Source organism: Chitinophaga sp. W2I13 (genome assembly GCF_050434005.1).
GTDB lineage: Bacteria > Bacteroidota > Bacteroidia > Chitinophagales > Chitinophagaceae > Chitinophaga.
In genome coordinates this window covers 6,726,817-6,741,535 of record NZ_JBNPWD010000001.1, presented here as the reverse complement: position 1 = coordinate 6,741,535, position 14,719 = coordinate 6,726,817, and the positions used below count along the sequence as shown (strand labels likewise).

At 46.5% G+C, this 14,719-nt stretch carries 12 protein-coding genes; 7 read left to right on the top strand and 5 right to left on the bottom strand.

Features of this window, described 5'->3' with window-relative positions:
- Nucleotides 1–62 precede the first annotated feature (62 nt).
- Entirely contained in the window at nt 63–2,426 is a 2,364-nt protein-coding gene (locus tag QFZ48_RS27660) for a TonB-dependent receptor (RefSeq protein ID WP_429064730.1), read from the top strand.
- Between the two features lie 76 nt (nt 2,427–2,502).
- Here the strand turns inward: QFZ48_RS27660 and QFZ48_RS27655 are convergent, their stop codons facing one another.
- The gene (locus QFZ48_RS27655; RefSeq protein ID WP_429064728.1) at nt 2,503–3,006 is read right to left on the bottom strand and encodes a hypothetical protein; all 504 of its coding nucleotides are present in this window, start codon (nt 3,004–3,006) and stop codon (nt 2,503–2,505) included.
- Nucleotides 3,007–3,601: 595 nt separating this feature from the next.
- Between QFZ48_RS27655 and thrS the strand changes: the two genes are divergently transcribed.
- Nucleotides 3,602–5,542, top strand: a complete 1,941-nt coding sequence (thrS, locus tag QFZ48_RS27650; RefSeq protein ID WP_429047796.1) for a threonine--tRNA ligase — start codon at nt 3,602–3,604, stop codon at nt 5,540–5,542.
- Nucleotides 5,543–5,712: 170 nt separating this feature from the next.
- Nucleotides 5,713–6,420, top strand: coding sequence for a translation initiation factor IF-3 (gene infC / locus QFZ48_RS27645; protein ID WP_429047798.1), 708 nt, complete (start codon nt 5,713–5,715; stop codon nt 6,418–6,420).
- Between the two features lie 83 nt (nt 6,421–6,503).
- Here infC and QFZ48_RS27640 read toward each other — a convergent pair whose 3' ends face one another.
- Complete coding sequence (locus QFZ48_RS27640) at nt 6,504–7,019, bottom strand: hypothetical protein (protein WP_429047800.1); 516 nt, start codon at nt 7,017–7,019, stop codon at nt 6,504–6,506.
- 25 nt (nt 7,020–7,044) lie between these two features.
- Entirely contained in the window at nt 7,045–7,635 is a 591-nt protein-coding gene (locus tag QFZ48_RS27635) for an HD domain-containing protein (RefSeq protein ID WP_429064726.1), read from the bottom strand.
- A gap of 181 nt (nt 7,636–7,816) precedes the next feature.
- Here QFZ48_RS27635 and QFZ48_RS27630 point away from each other — a divergent pair, with 181 nt between their 5' ends.
- Nucleotides 7,817–8,794, top strand: coding sequence for a cation diffusion facilitator family transporter (locus QFZ48_RS27630; RefSeq protein ID WP_429064724.1), 978 nt, complete (start codon nt 7,817–7,819; stop codon nt 8,792–8,794).
- Nucleotides 8,795–8,873: 79 nt separating this feature from the next.
- On the opposite strand, the gene QFZ48_RS27625 is transcribed toward QFZ48_RS27630, so the two are convergent.
- The gene (locus QFZ48_RS27625; RefSeq protein ID WP_429047807.1) at nt 8,874–10,085 is read right to left on the bottom strand and encodes a serine hydrolase domain-containing protein; all 1,212 of its coding nucleotides are present in this window, start codon (nt 10,083–10,085) and stop codon (nt 8,874–8,876) included.
- Between the two features lie 315 nt (nt 10,086–10,400).
- On the opposite strand from QFZ48_RS27625, the gene serA reads away from it, so the two are divergent.
- The 3 genes from serA (at nt 10,401) to QFZ48_RS27610 (ending at nt 14,177) form a co-directional block, all read left to right on the top strand.
- Nucleotides 10,401–11,636, top strand: coding sequence for a phosphoglycerate dehydrogenase (gene serA / locus QFZ48_RS27620; protein WP_429047809.1), 1,236 nt, complete (start codon nt 10,401–10,403; stop codon nt 11,634–11,636).
- Between the two features lie 169 nt (nt 11,637–11,805).
- The gene (locus QFZ48_RS27615; RefSeq protein WP_429047810.1) at nt 11,806–12,570 is read left to right on the top strand and encodes a hypothetical protein; all 765 of its coding nucleotides are present in this window, start codon (nt 11,806–11,808) and stop codon (nt 12,568–12,570) included.
- A 32-nt stretch (nt 12,571–12,602) separates the two neighbouring features.
- Nucleotides 12,603–14,177 (top strand): S41 family peptidase, encoded by a 1,575-nt coding sequence (locus QFZ48_RS27610; protein ID WP_429047812.1) that lies wholly within the window; start codon nt 12,603–12,605, stop codon nt 14,175–14,177.
- 132 nt (nt 14,178–14,309) lie between these two features.
- Here the strand turns inward: QFZ48_RS27610 and QFZ48_RS27605 are convergent, their stop codons facing one another.
- Nucleotides 14,310–14,603, bottom strand: coding sequence for a hypothetical protein (locus QFZ48_RS27605; protein WP_429064722.1), 294 nt, complete (start codon nt 14,601–14,603; stop codon nt 14,310–14,312).
- Between the last annotated feature and the right edge of the window lie 116 nt (nt 14,604–14,719).

Here is a 14,719-nt window from a genome sequence, read left to right as displayed (position 1 = left end):
TCGTTGAATCGTGCGCAGTAAATCGTAAATTACTTTCGCTTTGCTGCTCATGATTTAACGGTATGTTCACACGATATAGTCCCCTTTTATTGTTCTTCTTTTTGCTGTGTTTCTTCAATGAGGCAGCGGGACAGCAATATACCGTAAGCGGTTTTATTAAAGACAGCACCAATGGCGAATCATTGCCCGGCGCCACGGTGCAGGTGCTGCATTCCACCAACGGCGTACATACCAACAACTACGGATTTTATTCTATCACACTGCCGGCAGGCAATTACATCCTCCTGTATTCATTTCTTGGCTACGAATCCAAAGCAGTGGCGTTGACGCTGGATGCCAATACCACCCAGCACCTGCAACTATACCCGCGTTCTTACCAGGCAAAGGAAGTAGTGATCACCGACAAAAGAAAGGATGCCAATGTGAAAAATACCGAGATGGGAAAGGCCGAGCTGACCGCAGTACAGATAAAGAAACTGCCGGCACTGATGGGGGAGGTGGATGTGCTCAAAGCCCTGCAGCTGATGCCGGGGGTACAGGCTGCCGGTGAAGGCAACGCCGGTTTTTATGTGCGTGGCGGCGGGGCCGATCAGAATCTTATCCTGCTGGACGAAGCGCCGGTGTATAATACAGGCCACCTTTTTGGCTTTTTCTCTGTATTCAATGCAGATGCCATCCGGAGCACCACGCTCATCAAAGGTGGTATGCCTGCCAATTACGGGGGCCGGTTGTCGTCTGTGGCGGATATTGCTATGAAGGAAGGGAATAATAAAAATTTCCAGGGAGAAGGGGGAATCGGGCTGATCTCTTCCAGGCTATCTTTCCAGGGACCTTTGAAAAAAGATAAGGCCTCTTTTATCGTGAGCGGCCGTCGCACTTATATCGACCTTGTCACAAAGCCATTTATCAATAATACTTCGTATAAGGGTTCGGGTTATTATTTCTATGACCTGAATGTAAAGATGAACTACGCTATTTCGGAGAAAGACCATATTTACCTGAGCGGTTATCTTGGAAAAGATGTGTTCAGCTTTAATAACCAGGACCGTTCCTTTGATGTAAAGATTCCCTGGGGCAATACCACGGCTACTTTGCGCTGGAATCATGTGTTCAGCCAGAAGTTATTTGCCAACACCTCTCTCATCTACAACGATTATAAATTTCAGTTCAGCGCCCTGCAAAATAATTTCGATATCCGGTTGTCTTCCGGCATCAGCGATATGAACCTGAAAACAGATTTTGACTATTACGCGCATGTAAAGCATCATATCCGTTTTGGCGGCAACTATATCTATCACACGTTTACACCCTCTACTATCAGCGGGGAGCAGGATTCCACCAAATTCTCCCCCGAGAATGTGTTTAAGAAATATGCCCATGAGGTGGCATTATACCTGATGGATGACTGGGAAATATCTCCCAGATTGCAATTGAATGTGGGTGTTCGCTACAGCGGGTTTATGCAGATCGGCCCTTATACCCGCTACTCCCGTGATGCAACGGGGAATAAAACGGATAGTGTTGTATACCGGCGCTGGCAGCCGATATCCCGTCATGGTGGCTTTGAACCGCGGGTCATCCTGCGATGGTCCTGGAACGAGGTAAGTTCCGTAAAAGCTTCCGCAACCCGTAACTACCAGTTTATTCATCTTGTATCCAACGCGGGAACTACTTTGCCTACAGACGTATGGGTGCCCAGCACTTACCTTGTGCAGCCGCAGATTTCCTGGCAATATTCTGCCGGGTACTTCCGCAATTTCAGCAATAATATGTATGAGGCATCTGCCGAGGTATATTATAAAAGCCTGCAAAACCAGATTGAATACAGGGAAGGATACACTCCATCGTTGAATGATCCGGAGCAGGACTTCGTGTTCGGAAAGGGGGAGGCCTATGGCATGGAATTATTTGTAAACAAAAAGAAAGGGCGGTTTACCGGCTGGCTGGGTTATACATTGGCCTGGACCTGGCGGCAATTTCCCGCGTTGAATGATGGCAACCGTTATCCCGCGAAGTACGACCGTCGCCATGATCTGGCCCTGGTAGGCACTTACGACCTGAGTAAACGCTGGACGGTGTCAGGTGTGTTTATTTACGGCACCGGTAATACCACTACGCTACCGGAAAAATTCTATTTTATAGAAGGCACGCTGGTACAGGGTTACGGCAGTATCAACTCCTACCGGCTGGATGCCTATCACCGGCTCGACCTGTCGGCCATATATACTCCGGTGCCCAAACGGCCCAATAAGCGTGTGAAAGGCAGCTGGACATTTTCTGTGTATAACGTTTACAGCAGGAAGAATCCTTATTTCATTTACTTTGACCAGGAGGGGAGCGCCGTAGATGGCACGTTGAAGGTGAGTGCGAAGCAGGTGTCGCTGTTCCCGGTGTTACCGTCGGTGACGTATAATTTCAGGTTCTAGCCGGGATTCAAAAGGGGTGATAGTACCTGAATTCAAATGAGATGATAGTACATACAAATGGGGTGATAGCGGGGGATTACCTCACGAAGCAGTACCTGATAATTCCTACCAGGGCAGCCACTATAGCAATGAATTGCGCAATGGCGGCATAGTGTACCGATTTGTGAATGGTGCTGATCAGTTCTGCTTTAACATCCTGGATAGTGCCCAGCAGCTCCGACTTAACCTTTTGAATATCCAGCGTTAACCCGTTTTTTACAACAGATAACTCTTCTTTGGTGGCCATCAGGTCCATACGGGTGGCAAGCTTGTGGATATCCTGCTTAAGTTCGTTTTTAACATTCGATAGCTCCTCTTTAGTAGCCATCAGATCCATACGGGTAGCAAGCGTGTGGATGTCCTGCTTAAGTTCGTTTTTAACATCCCATAGTTCGCCTTTAGTGGCCAGTTGTTCAATTTTCGCGGATGATTTCCGTTCATAGTGGTCATCCAGCGCATTTACAACTTCCAGGGCTTTGTCGTCCGGCAAATGCAGGTCATTCCGGAAGATGTCATACAGTTTTAAGTTTCCGATTGTCATATGTAATGATTTTATATTACAGGACTAAAATTAATTTATTCTTTATTTCGATATCGTGATAATTACAGATATTTCTTTTAAATATATCAAAGCTGATGGCTGTTTATTATTTTGTAACTGTGAATAATATTTTGATGTAAATAATCTCAAAAGGCATCCGTACTATTGCCAGGAGTGCTATATCAGGGAAGTTTTTGGGGGCATAGTGCATTGGGAGTGCATGTATAGTGCATGGGGAGTCCATGAGGAGTGCATGGTAAGTGCATTGATACTGCATGGATGACCCATGACATACGCTGGTTTGAGGCATCGGTGAAGCAGGGGTGAGGTAACTGTTATCTTTTAGCTTAACTTCCCCTAAATAAGATCGTCTCACCCGGTAAATCACATGGATTGTAATGTTTTATCATTATAAATTGTGCATTTAAACCATTTTTCAACTGTGTTCACACCGCTGTATAAATATTTATTTTTAAAATCCTTAAGTTCAACGACATGGTTATCTAAAAGCTAACAAACTATTTCTTAACTTCGCAAACATTTTATAAAGGAAATATAGCCCATATGAAAAAGTATGGTGCTAACAGCAAAACGTATGATAAATATCACTTTTCCGGATGGCGCAGTTCGTCAGTATGAATCAGGAGTAACTGCATTGGACATTGCCAAATCCATCAGCGAAGGATTGGCACGCAAAGTATTGGCAGCAAATGTTAACGGGCAGGTAGTGGATGCTACACGCCCGATTTTGACGGATAGCACGCTGCAGCTACTGACGTGGGTGGATAAGGATGGTAAGGCAACAATGTGGCATTCCTCGGCGCATCTGATGGCCGAAGCACTGGAAGCCCTGTACCCCGGCGTAAAGCTCGGCTATGGCCCTTCAATTGAAAATGGATTCTATTACGATATTGATTTGGGCGACCGCACGATTTCCGAAGAAGATCTGAAAGCGATCGAAGCAAAAATGGTGGAGTTGTCTAAACACAACAGCGAATACGTGCGCAAAGAAGTAAGCAAGGCAGATGCCCTGACTTATTTTACTGAAAAAGGCGACCCGTATAAAATAGAAACGATCAATGAATTACCTGATGGAAGCATTACCTTCTATACACAGGGCGGATTCACAGATCTTTGCCGCGGACCGCACATTCCGAATACCGGCTTTATCAAATCCATCAAGCTGACCAGCATTGCAGGCGCTTACTGGCGCGGCAGTGAAAAAAATAAGATGCTTACCCGCATCTATGGCATCACCTTCCCTAACCAGAAAGAGCTGGACGAATACCTGGCCCTGATAGAGGAAGCAAAGAAACGTGATCACCGCAAACTGGGTAAAGAACTGGAACTGTTTGCCTTCTCTGAAAAAGTAGGTTTAGGTTTACCTATGTGGTTGCCTAAAGGCGCCATGCTGCGTGAACGCCTGCAGCGTTTCCTCCAGGAAGCCCAGCTGGCCAGCGGTTACCTGCCGGTAGTAACACCGCATATCGGGAATAAAAATCTGTATGTGACTTCCGGTCACTACGAAAAATACGGAAAAGACAGTTTTCAGCCGATCCATACGCCGGAAGAAGGTGAGGAGTTTATGCTGAAACCTATGAACTGCCCGCATCACTGCGAACTGTACAAGGTATCGCCAAAGTCGTACAAGGATTTACCCGTGCGCTTTGCCGAATTTGGTACCGTGTACCGCTATGAGCAGCATGGTGAACTGCACGGTCTTACCCGTGTGAGAGGATTTACCCAGGATGATGCGCACCTGTTCTGCCGTCCTGACCAGGTAAAGGAAGAATTCCAGAAAGTAATAGACCTGGTGATGTATGTATTCAACAGTTTGAGTTTTACCGAGTATACTGCACAGATTTCACTGCGTCATAAAACGGACCGCAGTAAATACATGGGTACCGAAGAGAACTGGGAACTGGCAGAAAAAGCAATTATCGAGTCTGCCGCCGAGAAAGGGCTGAACACCGTGGTGGAATACGACGAAGCGGCGTTCTATGGTCCTAAACTTGACTTCATGGTGAAGGATGCGCTGGGCCGTAAATGGCAGCTGGGTACTATCCAGGTGGATTACAACCTGCCGGAACGCTTTGAACTGGAGTACATCGGGGCCGATAACCAGAAACACCGGCCGGTAATGATTCACCGTGCGCCATTTGGTTCACTGGAACGCTTTATCGCCGTGCTGATCGAACATTGCGCCGGTAAATTCCCGTTGTGGTTAGCGCCAACACAGGTGAAGATCTTGCCGATCAGTGATAAAAGCCAGGCCTACGCAGAAAAAGTAGCAGAATTGCTAAAAAAAGCAGAAATTCGCGCTGAGATAGATGATAGGAGTGAAAAGATAGGTAAGAAGATCCGGGAAGCAGAGCTGGCAAAGATTCCGTACATGCTCGTACTCGGTGAAAAAGAAGCAGCCGACAATGTAGTAGCCGTTCGTCGTCAATCAAAAGGTGATTTGGGAACTATGCAACTCGAACAGTTTACCACCATGATAAACGAAGAGGTAGCAAACCGGAAGCCAATTGAGTAACATCGCATAAATGTGGAAAAAAGGTATATAAAACAATGAACATTACTCGATTGAGGTATGTTAATTGCTGTAATTTTCCCCGTATTTTTGTAAAGATTGTTTTTGGTCCATGGACGAGATGTGGACCATGGACTAAAAGGACAATTAATTAATTAATTTTATTTTTCTTAATGCAACAAAGACCCAGACCAAGCAGTTTTGGCGGCAACAACCGGGGAAGAAACCCCAACTTCCGCAGGGAACAACAACAAGAACATCGCACCAACAGGATGATACGCGTTCCTGAGGTACGACTTGTAGGTGAAAATATTGAGGTAGGTGTCTACAAAACAGAGGATGCACTGCGTATGGCTGAGGAACAGGGTTTAGACCTGGTAGAGATTTCCCCGAATGCTGTGCCTCCCGTTTGTCGTATCATCGACTACAACAAATTCCTCTACGAAAAGAAAAAGAAGGAAAAGGAAATGAAGGCGAAGGCGCACAAAAGTGAAGTGAAGGAAATTCGCTTTACGCCTAACACCGATGACCATGACTTCGATTTCAAAGCGAAACATGCTGAAAGCTTCCTGAAAGACGGTAACAAGGTGAAAACCTATGTACAGTTTAAAGGACGTGCCATCATGTTTAAGGAACGTGGTGAATTGATCCTCCTGAAGTTTGCTGAAAGGCTGGCAGAAGTAGGTGGCCTGGAAAGTATGCCTACCATGGAAGGTAAGCGTATGATCGCCATCTTTGCCCCTAAAGCAGCGAAAAAGAAGGAAAAAGAACCCAAGGAACCGAGAGAACCCCGGGAACCAAGGGAGCCAAGAGAACCGAAAGAAGCAAAGGCGCCCGTTACGCCTCCAGCCGCTGATGCAGCAGGAGATGCCAACGCATAGCCAATGGTTATATCACATTAAAAAAGCAGCACAGCAAGGTATTATACCTTGTTGCGCTGCTTTTTCTTTTAGCGTGTAACCTGCTATTGTATTGCTTTTAGTACTTTCCGCGCCCTGGAACGGATAGCCGGTGTGGGATTATTTTCCAGCTCCGCTGCTATCAGCAGCCGGATCTCGTTTTTGATGTCAGGGTAATCTTTTGCCAGGTTAGCCAGTACCGTCATGGAAAAAGCTTTCACCGCCACTGCTTCCAGCGGATCTTCCAGGAACGCAAAACAACTGTTCATCACCGGCCCTTGCAGGGATTCCGGGACCGGCAGGTATTGCAATATCCTCAATACATTTCTCTTTACTGCCACCGGCATACCCGGTTCCTCCATCCTGGCTACCATAGCCGGCAGGTGGGGAGCAAGCAACGCGGGGTACTTTTTTGCCACAAAGCTCACAATCCACGCAGCCCGTTGTACCACGCGGTATTCGTCGTGCAGGAACAAGTGTATCAAGGCGGCAAACCGTTCCGGATGCGGACCTATCCAGGTCGCAATGCGGAGCGACTGGGCACGGGAATTTTCCGATAAAATTTCAGTACGCAGATCCATAGACCTGCAATTTAATACACACGAGTTAATTATTGGCGGAAGTACTGTTTGCCAGCAGGTAGGCGAGCGTTTTTTCACGCATCCGCGCTACGTCTTCAGGCTTCACCGGCATATCCGTTTCCTTGCCCATATCATCCCAGATCCTGATCTGGATGTATTGGTGGAATAAAGGATCATTGCGGAACGCCAGCGCCTCTTCTTCATTCATAGGCCCACCCTGGTATTCGAGGGTTTGCTTGCTGGCTTCGGAGAGGGTATCGTAATAGGCGCTGTCCGACCAGGTAAGATAGCGTTTCGCGGCCACATGACTGCCCACCAGCTGCGCCATGCGCTCCGGGAAGCCGCATTCCAGCAGGAAAGCGCTGCCCAGGTCGTCGTGTGCGCGGGTACCGAGGCCGCCCATCTGGGGCGCACTTTCAAAAAAATGACCAATGTCGTGCAGGAATGCAGCAACGATCATTTCATCATCAAAGCCTGTGCTTTCTGCTATAAGGGCTGCCTGCATCATATGCATCAGCATGGTTACCTGTTCGCCATATTCCTGGTGGCCGTAAGTATTATACAGGTCGAAGATTTTGTTGACTACTGATTGGGCATGTAATTCACTACCGGTCATTTTCGTACGTTTATAAGGGTTAGTACAGTTTTTTCATAGTATGCCGTGGCATTATCGCAAATGTAATAGCTGCAACTGCTTTATCAGCACGCCTCATGTTATGTTTTTATTAATACCGGAGTGGTTTTCAAACGCCAATAATCCTTTACCTTTGCCCTTTACATTACACAAAACTGAACCATTGCTAAAAAAAGAACTGCGCGTCATACTGGTGTCGCTGATCGTTAGTTTTATACTAACCGTGGCGAAATTTTCGGCGTACTTTATGACCCATTCGGTGGCCATCCTTTCTGATGCCCTGGAGTCCATTATCAACGTGGTGGCGGGCGGTTTTGCCTGCTATAGTATTTACCTTGCCAGTCAGCCGAAAGATGCCAACCATCCGTACGGACATGGCAAAGTGGAATTCTTTTCGATCGGTTTTGAAGGCGCCATGATCTTTATCGCCGGCGTGTTGATCCTTGTGAAAACGGCACAGTATTTTATCCTGCCGCGTGAACTGCACCAGATTGAAAACGGTTTATGGGTATTGGGCGGTACCACTGTCGCCAACCTGTTGCTGGGCCTGTACCTGGTACGTTCCGGTAAGCAGCTTTCTTCCATCACTATTTCGGGGAATGGCCAGCATATCATGACCGATGTTTACAGCAGTGCGGGGTTGATTGCTGCGTTGGTTGTCATTCATTTCACCGGCTGGACCTGGCTGGATCCCGCGGTATCACTGGTGATGGGCGGATTGATCCTCAGCAAAGGATATCAATTGATGCGCCGGTCTATTTCCGGGTTAATGGATGAAACAGATATGAAGATAGTGGACAAGGTGATCACTATTTTATCGGTTCATCGCAGGCAGAACTGGATCGATATGCATAATATGCGTGTGCAGCAATATGGTAACAACTATCACATTGATTGCCATGTAACGATGCCTTACTACCTGGAGCTGAATGATGCGCATGATGAAATGAAGAAGATTGAGAAGCTCGTGAATGAAGGGTTTGCCGGTAGTGAGGTAGAGTTTTTTATTCATATGGACCCCTGTATTCCTTCCTGTTGCCACTACTGTTTAAAAGAAGCCTGCCCGGTCCGGAGCCATGCATTTACCGGCGAAATAATATGGACCCGCGATAACGTACTACCCAACAGAAAACATGGATAGTAATTCATCTTGCTATAAAAAAACCAGCATAACTTATATAAGCTATGCTGGTTTTTTTTATAGTCAGATGTTTAACTGTTTATTCTTCTCCAGCTTCTTCACCATCACCATGGCCGATGATATCGCGGATAGGTTTTACTGCCTGGTAAATACCGCGGTTGTATTTGTTTCCTAAGATAACAAGGGTGGTAGAATCCTGTATGAAACGATAGAACACGGTGTTGTTACCATGCCACCAGCCGTTGTGATAAATAATATTTTTTGTACTGTCCGGATACACCATAAGGCGCCATCCCAGTCCGTAATTGCGGACGCCGGGCTTCTCATTGCTGTAAGGCGTGTAGGCTGCCTTTAAGGTAGCCGCATTCAGGAACTGGCCTGAATAGAGGGCCTGATCCCACTTCAGCATATCCTGTGCGCTGCTGTAAATACCTTTATCGCCCATTACACCGTCGAAGTAAGTATCCGGTTCAAACTGCCCGTTATATTTATGGCTCTGGGTTTGGTGCACGCGCACAGCAGAGGAGGGGTCGTATACAAAAGTGCTGGTCATATGCAGGGGTCCGAAAATGGTTTGCTGCATGAAGTCGGCATATTTCTGTCCGCTTACCTTTTCAATAATAGAAGCAAGGAGCAGGTAATTGGTGTTGCAGTACTGGAAGTGCGTACCTGGCAAATGTTGCATGGCAGGCTTATGCGCTTCCATTAATTTGATGACTTCGCCGTTGGTAATAAAGTTGGCTTCTTCTTTCCATAAACTGTCGCAGAAATAAAGGTAGTTAGGCAGGCCGCTCCGGTGGTTCAGGAGCATGCGTACATTGATTCCTTTATAAGGAAATTCGGGAAAGAATTTTTGCAGGGAATCTTCCAGGCTCAGTTTCTCATTTTGTACCAGCCACATTACTGCTGCGCCGGTAAAGGTTTTTGTAACAGAAGCCAGCTGAAAAGAAGAACTGTCCATCACCGGTGTTTTAGTCCGGGAATTTTCATAGCCATGATACTTTTCAAAGATAACCACCCCTTTCCTGGCCACTATGATGGCGCCGTTGAAACCGGTACGCAGGAGCTTTCCGTTATAGAATGCTTCCAGTTCCTGTTGCATTTGTTTAGTACGCGGTGATTTAAGGATGGCTTCTTTTTCCGCGGCCGATAGTCCTGTTGTAAAGCGTGCCGAATCTGCTGCTGCTTTCCTTTTACTTTCTTCCCTTCTTGCTGCATTGCTCTGGCAGCTGGAGATAATTGCAATTCCCGATATAGTTAAGATAATACTTATTGCTTTCAATCGCTTCATTAGAGGAGTTGTGACTACTTTCTTAATTCAATTTTCGACCCATAAAATACAAAGCGCTCAATTTAGACTCAAAGTAAAAGACTGCCAAATAAAAACAGTGATTTCGGATTCTTTTAATTGATTTTTAAGCAAAAAAGTGAGAAAAACTTTAAAAATCATCCCCGATTTCCGTCTTTTTTTGATAAAATCGAATTTGATTCCACTGCTATTTGAATATTCCTCAACTTCGAGTAGGTTTGTGCCCTGTTTCCCCGCTATCAGCAATTATTAAGCCAATTGCAACACAGAGATACACATATAACTTAGTATAATATTATGGACCAGCAAAAGTCGACAAGTTATCCGAAAGAGAAGATCAGCATTTTATTATTAGAGAACATCAGCGATGCTGCGGTGGCAGAATTTACCACGGCAGGATACCATGTGCGCAAGCTTACCGGTGCGCTCAGCGAAGAAGATCTTATCAATGAAATCAAGGACGTTCATTTACTGGGCATCCGATCCAAAACCAAAGTTACCCGTAAGGTACTGGAATCGGCCAGGAAACTGCAGGCTATTGGTTGTTTCTGTATCGGTACCAACCAGGTTGACCTGAAAGCTGCTACAGAGCACGGTGTAACCGTTTTCAACGCGCCTTATTCCAATACCCGTTCAGTGGCTGAGCTGGTAATAGGTTTGTCTATTATCCTCATCCGCCGTATCGTGGATAAAAACAATGCAGCGCATAACGGCATCTGGCTTAAAGAAGCCACTGGCAGCTATGAGCTAAGGGGTAAAACACTTGGAATAGTAGGTTATGGCAACATCGGTAGCCAGGTGAGCGTATTGGCGGAAGGAATGGGCATGAACGTAATTTATTATGACGCCGAAACCAAATTGCCGCTGGGTAATGCAGAACAGCAACGCACGCTGAAGGAACTCTTCAACAAGGCGGATATCGTTTCGCTGCACGTGCCTTCCAGCAAAACCACTACGAATATGATCACTGCAGAAGTGCTTGCAGATGCTAAACCTGGGGCTATTTTTATTAACTATGCCCGTGGTGAGGTAGTAGACCTGGAAGCGCTGAAAGATGCATTGGAAAGCGGACGTTTGTCCGGCGCCGCCATAGATGTATTCCCGGTAGAACCGGAAAAGAATGGCGCCGCATTCAGCACGCCGCTGCAAAAATTATCCAACGTGATCCTCACGCCGCATATCGGCGGAAGCACGGAAGAAGCGCAGCACAACATCGGACTGGACGTGAGCAGTAAAATGCTCAACTACCTGGAAAAGGGCGCCAGCTTCGGTTCTCATACGGTACCTGCTATCAGCGTGCCGCCTATTGAAAACACACACCGCATCCTGCATATCCACCGGAACGTGCCGGGCGTGTTGTCTGCCATCAATACTGCCTTATCTGCCAACAAAATCAACATCCTGGGGCAGTACCTGAAAACCAACGACCAGATCGGTTACGTGGTACTGGACGTGGATACGAGGTTATCACAAGAGGCGCTGGCTTTGCTGAAGGAAGTAGAGCATACGATTAAAACAAGATTACTGTATTAATAAAAGCAACAATGGATTTGCGGGCGAACGGTTTTAGTTCCCCGCAAATCCGTGATGCTCACCCACCATATCTCCCCGTTCACCGACTCTTTTTACTCATATACGTTTTTTCTTCCCGTATTTTCAAAATTCTTTGTTAACCTTGTAGTGCAACTGAAAAAATTAGCACATGAATATGAACAGGGTACTGACAGCAGGAGCAGGGGTAATAGCCGGTCTTTTGTTGTATGTAAATGCTTCCGCACAAGATAGTGAACCAAATAAATGGGCGCCAGCAAATATCAAAATCGACGGACAGGCTACTGAATGGCCCAAACCCCTGCAGTTTTATAACAACGTTACCAAGTTATTTTACACAATAGCCAACGACCAGGAGAATTTATACGTAATCGTTAGTGTTCCTGATCCGCAGAGCCAGATGAAAATTATGCGTTCCGGCCTTACTGTTTCCATCAACCCTACCGGGAAGAAAAAAGGGGGCGCGGGGATTACATTTCCGCTCACCTATAATGTGAACACCGGCGCACCGGATGTCCCGGAAGAATCCCGGGCACTCATTGCAGGTGAATTGAAAAAACAACTCCTGGCGAACGTAAAGGACATCAAAGTGGAAGGATTTGACAGCATCCCGGATGGCAATATTCCGGTGAAGAATACGTTTGGTATTCAAACCACCTCCTCATATGATGCCGCCGGTAACCTGGTTTGTGAACTGGGTATCCCGCTGAAGGTGCTGGGTATCCCCGCCGGAAGTGATAAGCCCATCGCTTACCATTTTAAGGTAAACGCCATGAAAAGGGAGGATAAAAAGGAACTGGAGGCCAAACGTGCCAAAGGAGAAAAGCCCCCGATGCCAGGTGAATATGCGGACCAATTCGCCTTGTATTATTCAGCCGACTTTTGGACACGTCAAACACTGGCCACTCAAAAGTAAGCAACCAGACTACCATCGTCTTAACTGTTTTTATGTATAAAAAACTGTTTTCTGCGGGAACTACCACCATACTGGCGGGGGCCTTATGCACAGGCACTTTTATGTCTTGCCACAAAGATAAACCAGCCCCTCCGCCAGTTGACATTACAGACGCCCTGAAGAAGGACTCCCTGAAGTACCTGATGTACCAGATCATGCAGGTAACTTACGGCGATGGCGGACGAACGGTCAGCAAAGGATTGCCTACTTACTACTGGTATTCCAGTGTACCGCAGCTGGATCCCCTGGCCAGCAAGTATGCGGATGCAAACGCCCTGCTGACAGAGATGAAAGGCTATGCCATCAACCCGGCCACCAATGCCGCATACGACCATTACAGCTTCCTCGATGAAGATGGTACCATCACCAATCAGCTGATGAATGGCGTATCGGAACAAAATGCCGCTGCCAATCCCTCTAAACTGGGATTTGACATTGGTTTTGCTGCCGGAGCAGATGCCAGTAAAGTAAGATTATTTGTAAAGTATGCAGATAAGAACAGCCCCGCCGGTAAGGCAGGCGTTTTAAGAGGGTGGGAGATTATTTCCGTAAACGGTAATACCAATTTTTCCAGTGCCTCTTCTGCTATCAACTCGCTTTATAATACGATTTCAACGGCATCCACCATCACCCTGGGATTTAAAAAACAGGATCAGACTTCGGTTACCCTTACTATCAATTCCGCTACATACAACATAAACCCGGTGCTGTTCGATACCATTTACACCGTTAAGAATACCGCGAACATAAATATAAAGGTGGGCTATTTCGCGATGTATACTTTTTCCAGTGTAACCAACGACGCCGGAAATGCTACCGCTACCAAAACGGCTTTGGATCAAACGATCGCCAAATTCAAAGCACAGGGCATCAAACAACTGATTGTGGATTTCCGGTACAACGGCGGCGGAGCCACCTCTACAGCGGAATACCTGGACAATGCTTTTGCTCCTTCGGCTGCCGGCGGTAAAGTGATGTATACCTACAAGTATAACGATAAGATCATGCAGAACCTCGCGGCTACCAAACTGGATGCGCAGGTGAACTTTGCTGCTGCTACAGGTGGTATGTCACTGGACAATATATTTTTTATTGTATCCGGGGAAACTGCTTCTGCCAGCGAATTAACACTGAACAACCTTAAACCGTACATGAATGTAAGGCTCATCGGGAAGAAGACATACGGAAAACCGGTTGGCTTTATTGATTTTAATATCTCCATGTATGATAATGATCATAAACCGGTATACCTTGCTGACCTGTACGCCATCAACTTCGAAACCATGAATGCCAACGGCAACGGGGGTTACTACACCGGTATCCCGGTAGATGCGGAGGCAGCGGACTATGTAAACGTTGCCTGGGGCAACACTACATCGGATCAGAACCTGCAGCAGGCCCTGAACTATGTTTCAACAGGCACTTACCTGGATCTTCGTACCAGCGCCAGGATCAGCGCAGCTGCCGGCAATGATTTGCGCGCGGCTATTCCTGGTATTACGCCTGCCAGAGGGTTTAACGGAATGGTTGATTTCAGGTTAAGCAAGAAAGTAGCAGGACTTCAATAACATATATCCTTTAACGTTAGCCGGCCAATTCAAGCCGCGTTGATCGCAAGATCAACGCGGCTTTTACTTTAGCGACAATAAAAAAGTCCGGATACGTATACCCGGACCAGTTAGCTGATGGAAGAGGAAGTATCAGCGGTGACTCAGTTTCCGGATCATATCTTCAGACATATCCTCTGAATAAACACCATACCCATACATCAATACGCCTTTGAGACCTGATTTGGTTTCAATGGCATACACTACTGCCTCATCGCCGGGGTCAGTATCTCCTTCAAAGCGATAGGTTTCTGTAATGTCAAAATCCTCCGGCCGCACATTCCCGCTGTTACACTGAATACTGTCGAAAACAAGGTTGAAATCGGTGGTGTATCCGCGTTTACGCAGATCTTCTATGGCCGCTGTTACGGTGTCGTACACTTTCATATAAAAACAATTTCCGGTTTGCAAATGAAACGGCACTAAGTTAATAAATCGCCCGGGATTTGATGGAGTTGGATATAAAAACAAAAAGCATAAAGCCGGTTGGCCTTATGCTTTTT

What these genes read in the sequence shown, in the direction of transcription:
- QFZ48_RS27660 (WP_429064730.1), top strand. Translation starts at nt 63, where the DNA reads ATGTTCACACGATATAGTCCCCTTTTATTGTTCTTCTTTTTGCTGTGT.
- QFZ48_RS27655 (WP_429064728.1), bottom strand. Translation starts at nt 3,006, where the DNA reads ATGACAATCGGAAACTTAAAACTGTATGACATCTTCCGGAATGACCTG.
- thrS (WP_429047796.1), top strand. Translation starts at nt 3,602, where the DNA reads ATGATAAATATCACTTTTCCGGATGGCGCAGTTCGTCAGTATGAATCA.
- infC (WP_429047798.1), top strand. Translation starts at nt 5,713, where the DNA reads ATGCAACAAAGACCCAGACCAAGCAGTTTTGGCGGCAACAACCGGGGA.
- QFZ48_RS27640 (WP_429047800.1), bottom strand. Translation starts at nt 7,019, where the DNA reads ATGGATCTGCGTACTGAAATTTTATCGGAAAATTCCCGTGCCCAGTCG.
- QFZ48_RS27635 (WP_429064726.1), bottom strand. Translation starts at nt 7,635, where the DNA reads ATGACCGGTAGTGAATTACATGCCCAATCAGTAGTCAACAAAATCTTC.
- QFZ48_RS27625 (WP_429047807.1), bottom strand. Translation starts at nt 10,085, where the DNA reads ATGAAGCGATTGAAAGCAATAAGTATTATCTTAACTATATCGGGAATT.
- serA (WP_429047809.1), top strand. Translation starts at nt 10,401, where the DNA reads ATGGACCAGCAAAAGTCGACAAGTTATCCGAAAGAGAAGATCAGCATT.
- QFZ48_RS27615 (WP_429047810.1), top strand. Translation starts at nt 11,806, where the DNA reads ATGAATATGAACAGGGTACTGACAGCAGGAGCAGGGGTAATAGCCGGT.
- QFZ48_RS27610 (WP_429047812.1), top strand. Translation starts at nt 12,603, where the DNA reads ATGTATAAAAAACTGTTTTCTGCGGGAACTACCACCATACTGGCGGGG.
- QFZ48_RS27605 (WP_429064722.1), bottom strand. Translation starts at nt 14,603, where the DNA reads ATGAAAGTGTACGACACCGTAACAGCGGCCATAGAAGATCTGCGTAAA.